This is a genomic window from Kribbella sp. NPDC000426 (assembly GCF_040300265.1).
Taxonomy (GTDB): Bacteria; Actinomycetota; Actinomycetes; order Propionibacteriales; family Kribbellaceae; genus Kribbella.
This window is the reverse complement of the sequence record NZ_JBEPDK010000001.1, coordinates 858,259-874,554: the sequence shown is the minus strand read 5'-3', so window position 1 is coordinate 874,554 and position 16,296 is coordinate 858,259. Positions and strand designations below refer to the sequence as shown.

Genomic DNA, 16,296 nt, shown 5'->3' with positions numbered 1-16,296 from the left:
GCCGCATGAGTGACCTCCCCCCGACGACGACCGAGGTTCCGGCGGACGCGTCCGAGGTCCCGGACGACCCGACCGCGGCCGAGGTCAAGCCCGGCGCGTATCTGCTGGAGCTCGTGCCGGTGCCGGTGACCGATGTCGACCGGGCCAAGCGGTTCTACGCCGAGCAGGCCGGGTTCCACGTGGACGTGGACGTCTCGCCGGCCGACGGCGTCCGGATCGTGCAGCTCACCCCGCCCGGATCGTTCTGCTCGATCACGCTCGCCACCGGGCTGCCGCAGCTCGACATGCCACCTGGCACGTTGCGCGGTCTGCACCTGGTGGTGAAGGACATCGAGGCGTCCCGCGCCGAGCTGATCGGCCGGGGCGTCGAGGTCAGCGAGACCGAGGACCTAGGCGGCGTCTTCTACGCCTGGTTCAAGGACCCCGACGGCAACACCTGGACCCTCCAACACATGCCCTGGCGGCGCTGAGCCCTGTCAGCGCCCCAGTGGCCGACGGCGGGGAAGGATTGTGCGGCGGCTGATGCGCCAGCCTGCCGCTGTTCGTACGACGGTGTCCGCGTAGGTGACGCTGCCGCAGCTGCCGTCCGCCATCACGCCGATCCCCTTGGACAGGCTCGCGACCTCGTCCGGCCCGACCTCGGTCAGCACGACGTTCGTCACGTGGTGTCCGACCGGATTGCCGTCGCCGAGGGCCAGTCCGGCCTCCCACGCCGCCGCTGGACCAACCAGCACGCCGCCGCCGAGCGCCGAGACGTCGTACTGGACGTCCGGGGTGAACAAGCGGTCCGGCGGCTCGCCTGCGTCGACCAGATGGCCGTGCAGGAAGATCAGCTCGTCGCGACTGCCCGGGCCGTCTTCGGGGAACTCGGCACCCAGGCGCCGCTGGACGAGATCGCGCGGCGGGCGCGGATCGGCAACGCCACGCTCTACCGGCACTTCCCGACCCGCGACGACCTGATCGTCGCGGTGTACGCCGAGGAGGTGGCCGAGCTGTGCGCGGTCGACGACGGCGTGGACCTGTTCGACTGGCTGGAACGCTTCGTCCGGCATGTGGCCGAGAAGGGTGATCTCGCTCGCAGTCTGGAGCCGTCCGCGTGGCGCTCGGAACTGCACGACGCCTGGCACGAGTCGATGGTGGCGACGGCCGCCCGGCTGGTCGGGCGCGCGCAGCAGGACGGTCGGTTGAGGCCGCAGGTGGATCCGCTCGACCTGCTGGTCCTGAGCGCGGGGATGGCGACGGCGGAGCCGGCTCGAGTGAAACGTATGCTACACATGGTCAAGCACGGAGCGAGTGCTTCCTGAGCGGACCAGTCGGTCTCGTGGTCAGGTTTATGGTCAGGTTCGTTTCCGGTGGTCAGTCATGGCACCATGCTTGTGTCACCGATGGGCAGGCCGCCCACCTACACCGGCCCCCAGCCAGCAGAGGAGCTTCGCACAATGGATGCCGTCACCGCCGTCCCGACGCCCGCCAACGAGCCCGTCAAGGGGTATGCGCCCGGCTCGGCCGAGCGCGCGAGTGTGGAGGCGAAGCTCAAGGAGTTCACCGCGGCCGGCGCGATCGACCTGACCTGCACGATCGGCGGCGAGCAGAAGCTCGGCGGCGGCGCGCGCGTCGACGTAGTACAGCCGCACAAGCACGCGCACGTGCTCGGCACGCTCGGCAATGCGACCGAGGCGGACGGTCGTGAGGCGGTCGTCGCGGCGCTCGCGGCAGCCCCGTCGTGGCGCTCGCTGTCGTTCGACGACCGCGCCGCGATCTTCCTGAAGGCCGCCGACCTGCTGGCCGGCCCGTGGCGCGACACGCTGAACGCGGCCACCATGCTCGGCCAGTCGAAGACGATCCAGCAGGCCGAGATCGACGCCGCCTGCGAGCTGATCGACTTCCTCCGGTTCAACGTCGCGTTCGCGCGGCAGATCGTCAGCGACCAGCCGATCTCGTCGCCGGGCGTGTGGAACCGGGTCGACTACCGGCCGCTCGAGGGCTTCGTCTACGCGATCACGCCGTTCAACTTCACCGCGATCGCCGGCAACCTCCCGACGGCGCCGGCGCTGATGGGCAACACCGTGGTCTGGAAGCCGTCGCCGACGCAGCAGTTCGCCGCGCACTGGACGATGCGGCTGCTCGAGGCCGCGGGGCTGCCGGCCGGCGTGATCAACCTCGTCACCGGTGACGGCATCGAGGTCAGCAAGGCCGCGCTCACCCACCCGGACCTGGCCGGTATCCACTTCACCGGCTCGACCAGGACCTTCCAGTCGCTGTGGGGCACGGTCGGCACGAACATCTCGGCGTACAAGACCTATCCGCGGCTGGTCGGCGAGACCGGCGGCAAGGACTTCATCCTGGCGCACCCGTCGGCGGACCCGGCGGTGCTGAAGACCGCGATGGTTCGCGGCGCGTTCGAGTACCAGGGCCAGAAGTGCTCGGCGGCGTCGCGCTCGTACGTCCCGCGCTCGGTGTGGAACCTGATCAAGGACGACCTCGCGGCGGAGACCGACTCGCTGACGATGGGCGACGTCAGCGACCTGTCGAACTTCATCGGTGCGGTCATCGACGACCGCGCGTTCGCCAAGCACAAGGCCGCGCTGGACCGGGCCGCGGCGACCGACTCGATCGAGGTCGTTGCCGGTGGCACCTACGACGACAGCGAGGGGTACTTCGTCCGCCCGACGCTGCTGGTCTCCGACGACCCGACCGACGAGATCTTCACGACCGAGTACTTCGGCCCGATCCTCGGCGTCCACGTGTACGACGACGCCGACTTCGACGCCGTGATGCGCGGCATGGAGCACTCGGCGCCGTACGGGCTGACCGGGGCGGTCATCGCGCAGGACCGGCACGCGATTGCGGAGGCCTCGGAGTTCCTGCGGTTCGCGGCGGGCAACTTCTACGTCAACGACAAGCCGACCGGCGCGGTCGTCGGGCAGCAGCCGTTCGGCGGGGCGCGCGCGTCCGGCACGAACGACAAGGCCGGCTCGATGTGGAACCTGATCCGCTGGGCCTCCCCGCGCTCAATGAAGGAAACCTTCGCCCCGCCGACCGACTACCGCTACCCGCACCAGGGTTAACGGACCAGGCCTCGGCGGACGGTGATGTAGAAGGTTGTGAGGTCGTCGACCAGGGCTTCGATCTGGCCCTGGTCGGACAGGTTCGCCTCCAGCAGCCAGTCCGAGATCAGGTCGAACATGCCGCCGACCAGCCCGATCGCGACACTGTGCCGGACGGCGCGCTGCTCCTCCGGCTGCGGTCCGTCGTACCGGTCCCAGAGTTGCACCAGGAAGCCCGCGGCCCAGCGGCGGTTGGTACGCCGCTGGCGCTCGACCGCGGCCGAGATGCCCGACGCCATCCCGAAGGTGACCTTGGTGATCCGCGGGTCGTCGACCAGTGCGTGCACGAAGGTGGCCAGCAGCCGCGGCGCTTCCTGCCGCTCGTTGCCGGTCGCCTGCGCTGCGGCGCCGGCCATCCGCTCCTCCAGGCGCTCGGACGTCCGCTGGAGCAACGCGAGATAGCACTCCTCCCGGCTGGCGAAGAGCTCGTAGAAGCTCTTCGTCCCGATGAACGCGGTACTGCAGATCTGCTCGATCGACGTCCCGAGATAGCCCTCGGCGGCGAACAGCTTGAGCGCCGCATCCAGCAGCTGCTCGCGTCGTTCGGCCCGGCGCTGCTCGGCGTCGAGTCCCCGTATGGTCCTGCTCATGCGCTGGACACTACCCCGGGTACGCGCGTCGTAACCGAGGGGAACATATTTCCAACCCGACCTCTTGTTTGTAACCGGCGGGCATGCTCAACTAACCGTGGTTCACTGGTCACCGACTGAAACCATCACGGGGAGTTCGTCATGCGCAACCGCTTCCTGCGGACGGCCGCCGGCCTGTTCGCCGCCGTTCTGCTGGCCGCCTCGGTCACCTCCGCGACGACTTCCGCGGCCACAGCTGACGCGGCGCCGTCGTCGGGGTTCGACAACTGGTCGTGCAAGCCGTCGGCTGCCCACCCCGATCCGCTCGTCCTGCTCCACGGACTCGGCGGCAACGGCCCCGGCAACTACTCGTACCTAGGTCCGTTCCTGGCCGCGAAGGGGTACTGCGCCTTCACGCTCACCTACGGGCAGGCCGACCCGAACATCCCGGTCGGCGGTACGGTCTCGGTCGCCCGCTCGTCCGCCGAGATCGAGGCGTTCGTGCAGCGCGTCCGGACGGCGACCGGGGCCGCGAAGGTCGACCTCGTCGGGCATTCCGAGGGTGCGTTCCAGAGCATCTACGGTCCGAAGGTCCGCGGGTACGCCGGTCAGGTGGGCAAGGTGGTCGGGCTGGCGCCGCCGACGCACGGTACGACGTTCGGCGGGCTCGTGAGCGTGGGGGACTACCTCGGGCTCGGGCCGCTGGTCGACCAGGTGCTGCAGCGGTTCGGGTGCGCGGCCTGCGACGAGCTGATCGTCGGCGGGTCGGCCGTGAAGACGCTGACGACCGGTCCGATCGCGCAGCCCGGGACGAAGTACACGGTGATCGCTTCGCGTTTCGACGCGCTCGTGACTCCGCACGAGACGTCGTTCATCCGTGAGCCCGGCGTGACGAACGAGTACGTCCAGGACCGTTGCCCGCTGGACCCGGTCGGGCATGTCGGCCTGGCCTTCGACCCGACGGTCGCTCAGCTGGTCGCGAATGCGCTCGATCCGGCCCACGCGAGCCGGGTGGTGTGCGCGTTCGGTCCGCCCCTCTAGATCAGGCGGTGTGGCTGGCCTGTTGCAGTGGCGGGTCGACCAGAAGCGCGGATCCGCACTGCACGCAGATCCACTCGTCCGGTTCGTCGGCCAGATGGTCTGCCGCTTCGATGCACTCGAACGGCATCGTGGTCCCGCAGAACACACAGAACTGCTCGACCTCGGTAACTGGCGGGATCCGATCGCGCTTCCTTCGCAGGGAACTTCGCATGGAACAGCTCACCTCCGGTAGACCTTCCACCCAGATTGCCACCGGAGGCGACGCCGCCGGCGCAGCGACACCCTTGTCCATTTCAGGGGTTAACCATGCAAATTGCCCCTTCTCCAGCCGTGTGAAGGGGCAAGCCGCAGGGTTAAACCCCTGAAAGGACAGGCGGGGCGGGCCGGGGACGAGGGCGGCGGGACGGCGAGCCGCGGAGTCGGGCGCAGGGGCTACTTCGCGGCCCACTCGCGGCCGAGGTCGTGCTCCTTCACCAGGCCGGCGCGGATCGCGTCGACGACGGTCGGCTCGAGCTTCTTCCCGATCAGCGGTACGGCGACCTTCACGTCCAGGTCGATCGCCTGGACGGTCTGGGACCCGTTCTGCGCGATGCTCGCGCTGCCCTTGAGCGTGACCGGCGTGTTGGCGATCTCGCCCGACACGTCCGCGGTCCGCGAACCGTCGGCCGCGGGCGCGTGCCAGGTCTCGGTCTGGACGACGGTCAGCGTGTCGCCGACGAACTTCTTCGCCATGTCGGGGATGTCGACGGCCGGCATCTTCCGGCTGACCCGGACGATCGTGTCGGTGCCGGACGTGCTCACCTTGACGTCGTACGACAGCGCCTTGGTCTTCTCGCAGGCCTGCTCGCGGAAGGTGGTGTCCGTGACGATCGCGAACACTTCCTCGGGGGTGGCGTCGTACGACGCGGACAGCTTCAGCTCCATGCGTTCATCATGGCATTACTCGTCGGTCACCGGCGTGAGCGTCACGGTGACGGTCCTGTTCTGCGCGTCGGTCCGGTACGGCGGGTGGGCCTGATCGCCGGCCTGCATCGTGAACGCGGTCAACGGCAACCCGGACGCCGCGCTCAGCTCCTGGGTCGCGACCCGAGCCCGCAGCAGCCCGGTCCGCGAGCCGCCGGACTCGCTCGCGCCCGGCACGACAACCGAGTACCCGGTCACCGTGATCGCCGCCTTCACCCCCGCCAACCGCTTCCCCAACCCCTCAAGCGCCTCGGCCCCCGCCCGGCTGACCTCGGTCCCCGCCGAGAACACCCCCACACTGAACAACACCCGCACCGCCCCCGGCTGCCGCTCCACCACCACCCCCGCCCCACCAACCCGCCGCTGAATCCCCTCCAACTCCTTAACCACCGCAGCCGCCGAAGCCCGCCGCGCAGCCTCCACCGCCGCCAACCGCCGAGCCAACTCAGCAGCCCGCTCCTCAGCCGCAGACGTGGCGGTAGGTGTCGCGCTCGGCTGCGTCGAGGCCGGTTGCGCCGCCGGCTCATCCGATCGCCCAACTGCGACCACGCCACCCGCAACCCCACCAACAACCACCAGAACAGCCGCCACCCCCACCGCAACCGGCAACAACGGCCGAGCGGCCCGCCGTCGAGCCTGCACATCCGCAACTGTCTTCCGCCCGGCAGCCGCGCCCGCAAGCAACTCCACCCGGGCCGCCTCGGCCGTGTCAGCGGGTGCCATGTCCTGCACACGCGTCCAGAGGGCGTCGGCCGCGGCCCACTGCTCTTGTTGGGCTCGGATGCGGGCTAGTAGGTCGAGGGCCTCGGCGGGTGCTTTGCCTGAGCGGTCGAGGTCGACCAGGAGGGCGGCGGCGCCGGGTAGGTCGCCGTGGCGGGCTTTTTCGGCGGCTCGGTTTATGGCGAGGTGGTGGAGGGGCGTGGTCATTTGGTCAGTCCGATGATTGTTTCGCGTTCGTCGCGGGGGAGTAGGCGGATCAGCTGCTGTACAACGTGTTCCAGCGCCCGCTGGTCGCGTTGGTTGATGGCGTCGCGGCCCTCGCGTACCAACCGGTCGGCCTCCGCCGTCGCCGGCAACAGACCCGGCTGCTGCACGATCGTCCAGTACGCGTCCTGGTACCACCCGGGCTGCCGCCGATGCAGTCTCGCCATCAACACCGCGATCCGCTCCGTCACCGACTCGATCGCAGTCAAGTCACGCTCGTCGATCGCCTGCTGGGCCTCCTCGCGCAGCGCCGTCAGCTCCTGCTCGTCCCGCACCGCGCCGCCCTGCCGCACCAACTCCCCAGCCTCGGCCAGCAGATCAAGCAACTCGCGCGTACGCCGAGGCAGTTCCGCCAGCTCATCGATGTCGTCCAGCTCAGCCTGGAAGTCCCGCAACCGATCCTCAGCCGTGGCCGCCGCCCCCGCATCCGTGGCCGCCGCCCGCACCTGCTCGCGGACGACCGGCAACGTCCCCTCGGCCTCCAACCGCCGCAGCCGATCATCCACATCCGGCAACTCCGCCGATCGCTGCAGAACGGAGAACCGGTCCTCAGCCTCCGCCAACTGCTGAGTGAGTACGTCGGACGACGGCGTTCGCACCGACGCCAGGTCGATCTCCGCCTCGAACTGCGCCCCGATCAGCGGTACGTCGGCCACCACGGTCACCAGGTTCGACGCATCCACCTCGAACGTGACCTCGACCTCGGTCCCCGACGGCAGGTCCATCCGCAGATCCACCGGACGGATCGTCAGCATCCCGACGGGCCGGTTCCGGTTCGCGCGGGCCCGTTCGCCTTGCACCACAGGGATCCGGATCATCGCCTCGTTGTCCCGCCGGAGCAGCGTGCTCGACGTACGGAACATCCCCCGCGCCGTCGTCGGTACGCCGGCCCCCTTGCGCAGCAGCGGCGAGAACGTCTTGTCGGCCAGCTGGATCCCCAGCGAGTGCGCGAGCCGCGCGCCGCCGAACGTCTCGGTCCGGTGCGTGATCGACAGCGTGTTCGGGACGACCTTCTGCGGGGCTCCGGCGGGGTCGATCAGCTCGATGGTGAAGCGCGACGTACGGCGCTCGTCCAGGTCGACCTCGGTCGCGAACGCGCCGACCCGGTTCAGCGCGATGTTCGCGGTACGGAACGGCGGCCGTCCTTCCGGGTTCGCCAGCACCACGGAGTACCCGGTCCAGTCCAGGTCCCGCCCGACCCGGAGCCGTCCGGCCACGGTCGTCGTGGTTGTGGTGACTGCCGGTTCGTAGGACAGCTCGACGGCGAACTCACCGGCGGCCGGCGCGGCGGCCAGCGGCGCGGGATGCCGGATCGTCGACGCAAAGACGGCCGCCCCGCGAGCCACCACCGTCGACGGGTCCAGGCGGGTCTCGAGCTCGATGCCGATCCCCTCGGCCGGATCCGCGAGCCGTTCGCGCAGGCCGGGCGACAGCGTCACGCCCCCGACCAGCAGCAGTTTGTCGATCGCGTCCGGGGACAGCCCGTTCTCGCGCATCGCCTCCCGGCACAGGTTGATCGCGCGAACGTAGTACTGCTCGGCGACCCGATCGAGCGCGTCGCGCGTGAGGGTGAAGTCGAACGTCTCGCCGCCGCCCGGCGTATCCACCTCGACGAGCACGGACGTCGACGTGATGCCGGAGAGCGCGATCTTCGCCTCTTCGGCCGCGGCTTTCAGCCGCGCGAACGTCTTCCGGTACTGCGGGTTGTCCCGCCGGAAGTCCTTCAGACCGAACTCGTCCGCCGCGGCCGGTGCGAGCAGCCGCTCGACCAGGGCCCAGTCGATCAGCTTGCCGCCGAGGTACGGGTCGCCGGCGTGATGCAGCACCCGCAGTTCCCCGTCCCGCTTGTTGACGACCGCCGCGTCGAACGTCCCACCACCGAAGTCGAACACCATCCAGTACGCGCGATCGCTGGTGTCCTGCAGCCCGTAGGCGAACGCAGCCGCGGTCGGCTCCTGCAACAGCGGCGACCCGGGAACGAAGCCCGCCAGCGTCGCCGCCTCGACCGTCGCCTTGTTCTGGTTCAGCGCGAACGCGGCCGGCACCGTGATCACCGCAGCGGTCAGGACCTCGTCGTTCAGGTACCTGCCGGCGCTGTTCCGCAACGACTTCAGCACCTCGGCCGACAGTTGCGGCGGCGTGAGCTCGACCCCGGCCCTGGCGAAGGTGTGGGTCACATCCGCGAGACCCATCTCCAGCTTGAACTCGGCCGCGGTGTTGTCCGGGTCGATCTCCACCCGGTCGCGGGCCTTCTTGCCGACCCGGATCTCACCGGCGCGCGGGATCCAGATCGCCGACGGAGTCGTGTCCTGGCTCTCGACGTTCTTGATCACCGTCACCGTGTCGCCCTCGGCCAGGGCGATCGCGCTGTTCGTCGTACCCAGGTCGATCCCGATGTCGATGGTGTCACGCATGGCTGTCCTCACTCTGGGTTGTGGCGGGTACGGCGACGATCACCTGGGCGGTCTGGATCCGGCGGTCGTGGTGGTACACGGCCGGCCGCACCGTCTCGACGACGGTCTCCACCGTCACGCCCGGGTCGTCGGAGTAGAGCAGTACGTCGACCGACCGGCCGGCGTGGAAGGGCTCGCCGTCGTGGTCCTGCACGGTGATCCCCGCGGTGGCGAGCGCCTCGGCACACGTCCGCAGATAGCGCGCGGCCTGTTTGCCCTGGCCATCGCTGCCCTGAGCAAGTTTTCGGCGGGCTCGCCAGAGATTGGTTGCCGCCTCGGCCAATGCGTCGTCGTCATCGGATTCGGGCCGGTCCACCGCGTCGCCGAGCTCCGCGAGGTAGCGGTCCAGGTCGTCGTACTCCGGCCCGGACCAGCTCGGCGCCGCGATCCGGAACGCCTTGTGCTGCCGCCACTGCCGCCAACTCCAGCTCCTCACTTGAGTGCTCCCTTGAACGGCTTGTCGTCTGCCCGGTGCACGAGGCAGTAGGCGTACTTCGTCTGCTTCGGGTCCTTCCACCAGCTGCTGTCGGGCGATCCGGCCCAACTGCTGAAGCCGGCCAGGCTCGGGATCTGTCGCGCGCACGCCTTCTGTGCCGCATCGATGACGGCGTTGTCGCCGGGCCACCGCTGACCGGGCGTGTAGATCGTCGGGTAGCCGACGATCTGTGCCCAGTGCCACTCGCTGCAGCGCACGATCTTCACCGTGTCGGTGAGCCGATCCCCGATCGCGTCGCGCACGCAGGTGCCGACCGGTGCGTTCTGCGCGACGCTCGTGGTGAACAGACTCATCGACACGGGCTTCGCTCCGGTCTGCTTGTCCGGTCGCGGTGCCTCGATCGCCGGGATGTCCGAGTCATGCCGGTGCATCACGCAGGCCGCGTAGTTCTCGTACTTGCTCGAGTTCTTGCCGGTGTTCCAGAACTCGGCGGGCGCGGTGATCGCGTTGGCGACGTACTCCGTCTCGTTGAACCCCTGCTGCACCAGCGCCTCGCCGCAGAAGAAGTTCGCCAGTGCGGTCGTCTGGGCGGCTCCGGGGTACGGCGCGGGCGCCTTGGTGATCTGCACGTACGCGAGGACCTCGCCCCAGTGCGGCTTGTCGCAGTCGCCGCCGCGAAGCTTGGTCGGCTCGGACAGCCAGTCGTCGGCCTGCTTGCCGAGGCAGGTCCCGACCGGCGGATTGTCCGCGATCTTGTCGTGGTAGACGTTCACTTCCCGCGGCCACCAGTGCCAGACGGCGAGTCCGATCAGCACCAGCACGAGCAACCGGGCCACGACCGGCCCACGCCGCCGACGGCCGACGCGGACCGGCCGCGTCGGGACTCGGCGCTGTCTGGAGGGGCGCTGTCTGGTGGGGCGTTGGCTGGAGAGCCGCTGGTTCGGCGGGCGTTGCTTGGTGGGCGGTCGGTACTGCGATGCGGGCGACCGGCCTGCGGAAAGGCCGGCCAGCATCTGGTCGATCTCGCTCCGGAGCGCCGGCGACTGAGTCTCGCGACGCACCTGCCGCAGGAGCCGCTGGGCGGCGTACTTGCCCTGCACCCGGTACAGAAGGTCGACTTGCGAGCGGAACTCCTCCATGGCGCGTCGGTTCTCGTCCAGCATCTGCCGGTTCTCGCGCACCAGCGACTGTTCGTGCTGCTCGATGGCGAGTGTCGCCGCCCGCTCCAGGTACCGCTGGGCGCGGCCGTCGTTCAGCTCGCCGCGGTTCATCAGCTCGACCGCGCAGTTGTTCAGCAGGATCGCGAGCTGGTCGTGCAGCGCCGAGGTCCGCGGGTTCTTGCCGGGTGGCAGCAGTGCATCGAGACGTTCCAGCCGGGGCAACAGATCGTCCTCGATCTCGCCGACGAGCGGGTCGACCGGTCCGTCGCCGATCCGCTGGGCGATCTGGGTACGCCGGTCCTCGAGCTCCTCGTACAACGGCGTCGCCGCGGACATGAGCAGGCGGCGATGCAGGGCGTCGGCTTTCGGGAATCGCTGCGCATGCGAGACGAGCCGGGCCGCGCGCCTGAGCGGGCCGGAGACAGCAAGGTCGACGGCCGGCTGGGTGAGTGCCCTCGGCAACTCTCGCCGGATCTCCTCGACGGCCGAGTGGTCGAGCTGCCGGTCGTCCAGGTCCCGAACCCGGGATTCCAGGTGACGCGCCAGCCCAGGGACGACCTTGCCCCAGTTCTGACGGGCGCGGGTCCAGTCACTGTCCGGTGCGGCGGCCGCGCCGGACAGTTCTCGCGCGATCGCGGTGCTGTGCGCCTTGACCGCGAGGTCGTGGTTCTTGTGCAGGTCGACCGGGCAGCCGCAACCGGAGACGTCGGTGCCCCACGGCGCGAACACCTCGTGCACCAACCGCCGGCGCGGGTCGCCGAGGATCAGGTCGCACGCCGCCTGGATCTCGTGCGGGTCGTTCGAGGTCGCCGTACCGAGGTCGACGTCGGCGCCCATCTCCAGCGCCGCGCGCAGTCGTTGCGAGACCTGCCGGGTGGTTCGTCCGTCCGCGTCAGCTGCCAATCCGCTGATCATGAAGACGTTCCGCCGGTAGAGCTCGGGCCCGGCCAGTCTGCGCAACTCGTCGACGATCGGATCCGGCACCCGGCTCACCCCCAGCTGTCAGGCGGTTGCGAGCCGGGCGTTCGCCGGCTCGTTCAACCACCTTCGCACCGGATCAAGCCGCCTGAAGGCGGGTCCGTACCAGCCTGGACCCGCCCTGGACCACCCGTGGATGGGTCCTGGACCAAAGCCGTATCAGGGGGCCGCGTTGAGCAGGTCGAGGGCCGACTGCTGGCGGGCTGCGTCGAGTTTGTCGACGGGGCCGGACCAGCGCAGGCCGTACTGGTCCATCGGGGTGCGGTCGGCCGTGAAGGCGCGGTCGGCCTGGCGCTGCAGGTAAGAGGTGTAGGGATGGTCGGAGAGCGCCGCGTTCAGTTTGCCGAGGCCGCGGACGTGCGCGCCCTTGAAGGACGGGCCGTCGCCGCCGCAGTCGCCGTTCTCGCAGGGCTCGCGGAGGATGCCGTCGGCGGTGTGCAGGGAGGCGGCAGTCGTCGACGCGTCGGCCAGCTGGCGTGCGGAGGTGAGGTACGCCGAGTTGTTCGTTGCCTTGGACAACTCGGTGAGCGCGCCGATCAGCACGCCCTGGTTGTACGTCCACGCCGTGTCGCCGTTGTTCTTGCACGTGGACAGGTCGATGCCGTCGTTGACGAGGTTCGAGCCGTTGATCATCCCGGTCTGCTGGAACCAGGTCCAGCCGGCCTGCGCGCGTTGCAGGTACGTCGAGTCGCCCGCGACCCGGGTGTGAAGTTGCGCGTTGAGCTGGACGTAGAGCGAGTTCGAGATCGCGTTCTTGTACGTCTTCGCCTCGCTCCACCAGACCCCGCCGCCGCAGGTGCTGTCCCAGTACGCCGCCATGTGGTCGGCGTCGGCACGTGCCGTCTGCAGGTAGCGCGCGTCGCCGGTCAGGTCGTACGCCGCGACCCAGGCGAGACCCCACCAGCCGGTGTCGTCGATGTAGTCGTTGCGGAACTGGCCTTCGGCCGCGCTGAGATTGAGGTCGTACGTGCGGGCGATCGCGTACTCGTAGCTGTGCATGCCGCTGACCCGGATGTTGTCGATCAGCGCGTTGAGGGCGTTGGCCGAGTTCCACCAGCCGGTCGTGTCGAACAGGCCGGTCGACAGGTTGTAGTCCTGCATGAGCGCGGTCGCGGCCGCGGTACGACGGTCCCAGGCGTTCCACGTTGCACGCGCCCACGGCGTACAAGCGATGTCGGCGCGGTCGCCGGCCTTGCCGCAGGCGCGGAGGGCGCCGACGCCGAGGTTGTTCCAGTCGTCGACGTTGTACAGCAGCGTGCGCCAGCCGCGTTGCCCGGCGGGGATCGCGGTGTTGCCGAGGCGGCTGCCGCCGGACCAGGTGCGGCCGCCGTCCATCGAACGGTCCAGCCAGATCTCGTCACCGGGGCTGCCGTTGTCGATCGAGGCCCAGCCCATCGCGTCGTCATCGTCGATGTGCAGCGTGATCGTGCGGCCGAACAGGGTGGTGGAGACGGGGGTTCGATCCTTCGGGGCGAGCCCGGGGTCGCGGGCGTCGCAGTACTTGTTGCAGATCGTTGCCTGGACGGACATATTCACCTCCGGCGTAGCTGGCGCCGGTGGAGGCGCGCCGAGGGGTGCGACGAGCAGGGCAAGACTGGAAACGATTCCAACGGACGTCACAGTTCTCCCCGGGGCGGTAGGAAGACAGCGGTGTCACCGACCGTAGGTGGGGCGCGACAGCACGTCAAGGTGTGGGGTGCGGATCTCCAGGCCTGCTCAGGACGTGAGGAGTGCGACCAGGATGCCGGCGGTGAGGACGAGCGTGGCGGCAATGGCGACGCGGCGGCCGCGGGCGCAGCGGCGGCGGATGGCGGTGCGGTCGGCGCGGACGGTGCACGGGTCGAACTCGAGGCCGTCGGCCGGGGCGATCACGCTGCCGAGCCGGGCGAGCAGGTTTCGGTCGGCCGCTTGCCGGGTCGCCTCCTCGACGACGCGGCTCCGCAGGAACTCGCGGTGCCGGGTGGCCGGAACGGTGACGTCCGGCTGGGCGGTGAGGCTGTGCGGGAGCTCACGCGGCAGCTGCAGACCAGGCGGGAGCGCGCGCTGGACCACCGCGTGCGCCGCCGCCACCCGCCTCGCCCGGCTGATCGCAGGCGGGAGGATCAGATAGGCAAGGTGGACCAGGGAGCGGTACTCGTCGAGCAGCAGTGCCTCGACCAGCGGCTCTTCCCTGGTGGGGCCCTGAATCGGACCCGGGACGATCGGGGTCTCGATCGTGGCGGTCATGCAGCTCCTCAACTCGGCGTACCCCAGGTCCAACGAACGAATCACTGACCAGTCACGAAGTGGTCGGTTAGTCTCCGTGTCATGAGCACTGGTGACGGGGTTGTGGGGCAGTGGGGCGGGACCGACGTACATTTCGGTGAGGACGGCGGGCGGCTGACCTACGGCAGCTATCTGCGCCTGCCGCAGCTCCTCGACCAGCAGCACCTGGAGTCGGATCCGCCGGCGCACGACGAGCTGCTGTTCATCACGATCCACCAGGTGTACGAGCTGTGGTTCAAGCAGGTCCTGCACGAGCTGACCGCCTCCCGGGACGCGATGCTCGCGGGGGAGCTGTGGCTGGCCGAGCACCTGCTCCGGCGGGTACACACGATCGAGCGCGTGCAGACGCAGCAGGTCGACATCCTGGAGACGATGACGCCGCAGGACTTCGGCGAGTTCCGGCACCGGTTGTCGCCGGCGTCGGGGTTCCAGTCGGTGCAGTTCCGCGAGATCGAGTTCCTGTCCGGGGCGAAGGACCCCTCGTTCGTACGACGCTTCCGCGGGCTCACGCCGGTGGAGCAGGAGCGTCTCCGCCGGCGTCTGGAGGAGCCGACGCTGTGGGACGCGTACCTCGAAGTACTCCGGAAGGCCGGTTTCGACACCGACACCGAGGACTCGATCCGGCACGCCCTGCGGAAGGTGGCCGGCGACAGGTCGCAGTACGCCGCCATCTGGGAGCTCGCCGAGGCACTCCTCCAACACGACGAACTCGCCGCCGCGTGGCGGGCCCGCCACGTAGTCATGGTCGAACGCATGATCGGCACCAAGCCCGGCACCGGCGGCTCCTCCGGCGCCACCTACCTCAGAAGCCGCCTCGACCTCCGCTACTACCCGCTCCTCTGGAACCTCCGAACAGCCCTCTGAGCTTTTCCGGAAACAAATGGGCACCTGGTGACGAAAAGTGTCCGCAAACCTCGTAGGCCGTCACCTCCACCGCTAGGGTCGCGTCGCACGGGTGTGTGGGTCCGGCTTGGAGGAGGGTTCTGGGTTTGAAGCTCTACTCGGATGTGGGAGTGCAGCGGGTCGGGCAGCTCGTCGGTGACCTGGTGTTTGTTGCCTGGGTGCTGGTGTGTGTCGAACTCGGGCTGATCGTCTTCAAGATCACCAACGCGTTGGGGCTGCCGGGGCGGAAGGCGGCCTCGGCCGGTGACGGGTTGGCGGGGCAGTTGCGGCGGTTGTCGGAACCGATCGGGAAGGTGCCGGCGGTGGGCGATCAGCTCCGGTCACCGATTGACGGTGCCGCCGGTGCTGCTGGTCAGATGGCGCAGGCTGGGCGGGACATGGCGCATGCGGTGGAGCAGTTGGCGTACGTGCTCGCCGGGGTGACGATCGCGCTGCCTGTGCTGTTCGCCGTACTGATCTGGATTCCGCGGCGGATCCGGTTCTCGCGCCGGGCGACCGCCGCACAGCGGTTCATCGACAGTGCGGCCGACCTGGACCTGTTCGCCCTGCGCGCGATGGCCAACCAGCCGATGCACAAGCTCGCGAAGATCTCCGACGACCCCGTCACCGCCTGGCGCGACGGCGACCGGACCGTCATCGCCGAGCTCGCCACCCTCGAACTCCGCTCCAACGGCATCAAACCACCCACTTAACTCACCCACTTAACCGCCGCTTGACGCTGCCTTGACGGGGCTGAAGCTACGCTCAGTGGCATGGCGCGGGTGCTGCTGATCGAGGACGACGATGCGATTCGTACGTCGCTGGGCAAGGCCCTGACGGCGGCCGGACACGTCGTCTCCGCCGTCGCGGCCGGTGCCGACGGGGTGGCTGCCGTCGCTCGCGACAAGCCCGAGGTGCTGTTGCTCGACCTCGGCCTGCCGGATCTGGACGGGCGGGACGTGCTGGCGATGGTGCGGTCCGTCAGCGACGTACCGGTCATCGTGGCGACGGCACGGGACGACGACGCGAGCGTCGTACGGCTGCTCGACGCCGGCGCGGACGACTACGTGATCAAGCCGTTCAGCGCGGCGCAGATGGATGCGCGGATTCGCGCCGTACTGCGGCGTCTCGGGCAGGACCAGCAGGGTGAGTCGACCGTCGAAGTCGGCGGGCTGCGGATCGATCCGCGCAGCCGGGAGGTGACTGTCGACGGGGCCGCGGTCGAGCTGACCCGCAAGGAGTTCGATCTGCTGCTGGCGTTGTCGCGGCGGCCGGGCGCGGTGGTGACGAAGCGGGAGCTGCTCGCGGAGGTCTGGGGGTTGCCGTGGGGCGGCGGTGACCGGACTGTCGACGTACATCTGTCGTGGTTGCGGCGGAAGCTCGGTGAGACGGCGGCCGAGCCGCGGTTCCTGCACAGCGTCCGCGGGGTCGGGATCAAGCTCGCGGCGGACGGGTGAG

At 69.4% G+C, this 16,296-nt stretch carries 17 protein-coding genes; 7 read left to right on the top strand and 10 right to left on the bottom strand.

What is annotated here, in order from left to right:
• Positions 1-5 precede the first annotated feature (5 nt).
• Positions 6-470: a VOC family protein gene (locus ABT313_RS04235; RefSeq protein ID WP_350848487.1), complete on the top strand. Its 465-nt coding sequence runs from the start codon at positions 6-8 to the stop codon at positions 468-470.
• 6 nt (positions 471-476) lie between these two features.
• Here the strand turns inward: ABT313_RS04235 and ABT313_RS04230 are convergent, their stop codons facing one another.
• Positions 477-782, bottom strand: coding sequence for a nuclear transport factor 2 family protein (locus tag ABT313_RS04230; protein ID WP_350848485.1), 306 nt, complete (start codon positions 780-782; stop codon positions 477-479).
• On the opposite strand from ABT313_RS04230, the gene ABT313_RS04225 reads away from it, so the two are divergent.
• Both ABT313_RS04225 and pruA read left to right on the top strand, forming a co-directional pair.
• Complete coding sequence (locus ABT313_RS04225; RefSeq protein WP_350848483.1) at positions 666-1,304, top strand: TetR/AcrR family transcriptional regulator; 639 nt, start codon at positions 666-668, stop codon at positions 1,302-1,304. The two genes, ABT313_RS04230 and ABT313_RS04225, sit on opposite strands and share 117 nt — an antisense overlap.
• Before the next feature lie 135 nt (positions 1,305-1,439).
• Positions 1,440-3,068 (top strand): L-glutamate gamma-semialdehyde dehydrogenase, encoded by a 1,629-nt coding sequence (gene pruA / locus ABT313_RS04220; protein ID WP_350848481.1) that lies wholly within the window; start codon positions 1,440-1,442, stop codon positions 3,066-3,068.
• Here pruA and ABT313_RS04215 read toward each other — a convergent pair.
• The gene (locus ABT313_RS04215; protein ID WP_350848479.1) at positions 3,065-3,697 is read right to left on the bottom strand and encodes a TetR/AcrR family transcriptional regulator; all 633 of its coding nucleotides are present in this window, start codon (positions 3,695-3,697) and stop codon (positions 3,065-3,067) included. The genes pruA and ABT313_RS04215 overlap by 4 nt on opposite strands.
• Before the next feature lie 141 nt (positions 3,698-3,838).
• Here ABT313_RS04215 and ABT313_RS04210 point away from each other — a divergent pair, with 141 nt between their 5' ends.
• Positions 3,839-4,717 carry an esterase/lipase family protein gene (locus tag ABT313_RS04210; protein WP_350848477.1) on the top strand — a complete coding sequence of 293 codons (879 nt, stop codon included), beginning with the start codon at positions 3,839-3,841 and terminating at the stop codon, positions 4,715-4,717.
• Position 4,718: 1 nt separating this feature from the next.
• Here ABT313_RS04210 and ABT313_RS04205 read toward each other — a convergent pair whose 3' ends face one another.
• The 8 genes from ABT313_RS04205 to ABT313_RS04170 form a co-directional block, all read right to left on the bottom strand.
• Positions 4,719-4,928: a hypothetical protein gene (locus tag ABT313_RS04205; RefSeq protein ID WP_350848475.1), complete on the bottom strand. Its 210-nt coding sequence runs from the start codon at positions 4,926-4,928 to the stop codon at positions 4,719-4,721.
• A gap of 221 nt (positions 4,929-5,149) precedes the next feature.
• Complete coding sequence (locus ABT313_RS04200; protein WP_350848473.1) at positions 5,150-5,641, bottom strand: DUF2505 domain-containing protein; 492 nt, start codon at positions 5,639-5,641, stop codon at positions 5,150-5,152.
• Between the two features lie 15 nt (positions 5,642-5,656).
• Entirely contained in the window at positions 5,657-6,607 is a 951-nt protein-coding gene (locus ABT313_RS04195; protein WP_350848471.1) for a hypothetical protein, read from the bottom strand.
• Positions 6,604-9,078, bottom strand: coding sequence for an Hsp70 family protein (locus tag ABT313_RS04190; RefSeq protein WP_350848469.1), 2,475 nt, complete (start codon positions 9,076-9,078; stop codon positions 6,604-6,606). Before ABT313_RS04190 ends, ABT313_RS04195 begins: the two co-directional genes overlap by 4 nt.
• On the bottom strand, positions 9,071-9,553 hold the full coding sequence (locus tag ABT313_RS04185) for a hypothetical protein (RefSeq protein ID WP_350848467.1): 483 nt from the start codon (positions 9,551-9,553) through the stop codon (positions 9,071-9,073). The genes ABT313_RS04190 and ABT313_RS04185 overlap by 8 nt, the downstream gene beginning before the upstream one ends.
• Positions 9,550-11,697 carry a septum formation family protein gene (locus tag ABT313_RS04180; RefSeq protein ID WP_350848465.1) on the bottom strand — a complete coding sequence of 716 codons (2,148 nt, stop codon included), beginning with the start codon at positions 11,695-11,697 and terminating at the stop codon, positions 9,550-9,552. Before ABT313_RS04180 ends, ABT313_RS04185 begins: the two co-directional genes overlap by 4 nt.
• Positions 11,698-11,850: 153 nt before the next feature.
• Positions 11,851-13,221, bottom strand: coding sequence for a glycoside hydrolase family 76 protein (locus ABT313_RS04175; protein WP_350848462.1), 1,371 nt, complete (start codon positions 13,219-13,221; stop codon positions 11,851-11,853).
• A 186-nt stretch (positions 13,222-13,407) separates the two neighbouring features.
• Positions 13,408-13,917, bottom strand: coding sequence for a hypothetical protein (locus ABT313_RS04170; RefSeq protein WP_350848461.1), 510 nt, complete (start codon positions 13,915-13,917; stop codon positions 13,408-13,410).
• An 81-nt stretch (positions 13,918-13,998) separates the two neighbouring features.
• On the opposite strand from ABT313_RS04170, the gene ABT313_RS04165 reads away from it, so the two are divergent.
• The 3 genes from ABT313_RS04165 to ABT313_RS04155 all read left to right on the top strand — a co-directional run bounded on the left by ABT313_RS04165 (position 13,999) and on the right by ABT313_RS04155 (position 16,295).
• On the top strand, positions 13,999-14,820 hold the full coding sequence (locus tag ABT313_RS04165) for a tryptophan 2,3-dioxygenase (protein ID WP_350848459.1): 822 nt from the start codon (positions 13,999-14,001) through the stop codon (positions 14,818-14,820).
• A gap of 125 nt (positions 14,821-14,945) precedes the next feature.
• The gene (locus ABT313_RS04160) at positions 14,946-15,551 is read left to right on the top strand and encodes a hypothetical protein (protein WP_350848457.1); all 606 of its coding nucleotides are present in this window, start codon (positions 14,946-14,948) and stop codon (positions 15,549-15,551) included.
• 60 nt (positions 15,552-15,611) lie between these two features.
• On the top strand, positions 15,612-16,295 hold the full coding sequence (locus ABT313_RS04155; protein WP_130444600.1) for a response regulator transcription factor: 684 nt from the start codon (positions 15,612-15,614) through the stop codon (positions 16,293-16,295).
• Position 16,296: the final 1 nt, after the last annotated feature.

Excerpts from the sequence above, each read along its gene's own strand:
- ABT313_RS04175 (WP_350848462.1), bottom strand. The coding sequence starts at position 13,221 with ATGTCCGTCCAGGCAACGATCTGCAACAAGTACTGCGACGCCCGCGAC.
- ABT313_RS04190 (WP_350848469.1), bottom strand. The coding sequence starts at position 9,078 with ATGCGTGACACCATCGACATCGGGATCGACCTGGGTACGACGAACAGC.
- ABT313_RS04170 (WP_350848461.1), bottom strand. The coding sequence starts at position 13,917 with ATGACCGCCACGATCGAGACCCCGATCGTCCCGGGTCCGATTCAGGGC.
- ABT313_RS04155 (WP_130444600.1), top strand. The coding sequence starts at position 15,612 with ATGGCGCGGGTGCTGCTGATCGAGGACGACGATGCGATTCGTACGTCG.
- ABT313_RS04200 (WP_350848473.1), bottom strand. The coding sequence starts at position 5,641 with ATGGAGCTGAAGCTGTCCGCGTCGTACGACGCCACCCCCGAGGAAGTG.
- ABT313_RS04205 (WP_350848475.1), bottom strand. The coding sequence starts at position 4,928 with ATGCGAAGTTCCCTGCGAAGGAAGCGCGATCGGATCCCGCCAGTTACC.
- ABT313_RS04195 (WP_350848471.1), bottom strand. The coding sequence starts at position 6,607 with ATGACCACGCCCCTCCACCACCTCGCCATAAACCGAGCCGCCGAAAAA.
- ABT313_RS04235 (WP_350848487.1), top strand. The coding sequence starts at position 6 with ATGAGTGACCTCCCCCCGACGACGACCGAGGTTCCGGCGGACGCGTCC.
- ABT313_RS04210 (WP_350848477.1), top strand. The coding sequence starts at position 3,839 with ATGCGCAACCGCTTCCTGCGGACGGCCGCCGGCCTGTTCGCCGCCGTT.
- ABT313_RS04165 (WP_350848459.1), top strand. The coding sequence starts at position 13,999 with ATGAGCACTGGTGACGGGGTTGTGGGGCAGTGGGGCGGGACCGACGTA.
- pruA (WP_350848481.1), top strand. The coding sequence starts at position 1,440 with ATGGATGCCGTCACCGCCGTCCCGACGCCCGCCAACGAGCCCGTCAAG.
- ABT313_RS04215 (WP_350848479.1), bottom strand. The coding sequence starts at position 3,697 with ATGAGCAGGACCATACGGGGACTCGACGCCGAGCAGCGCCGGGCCGAA.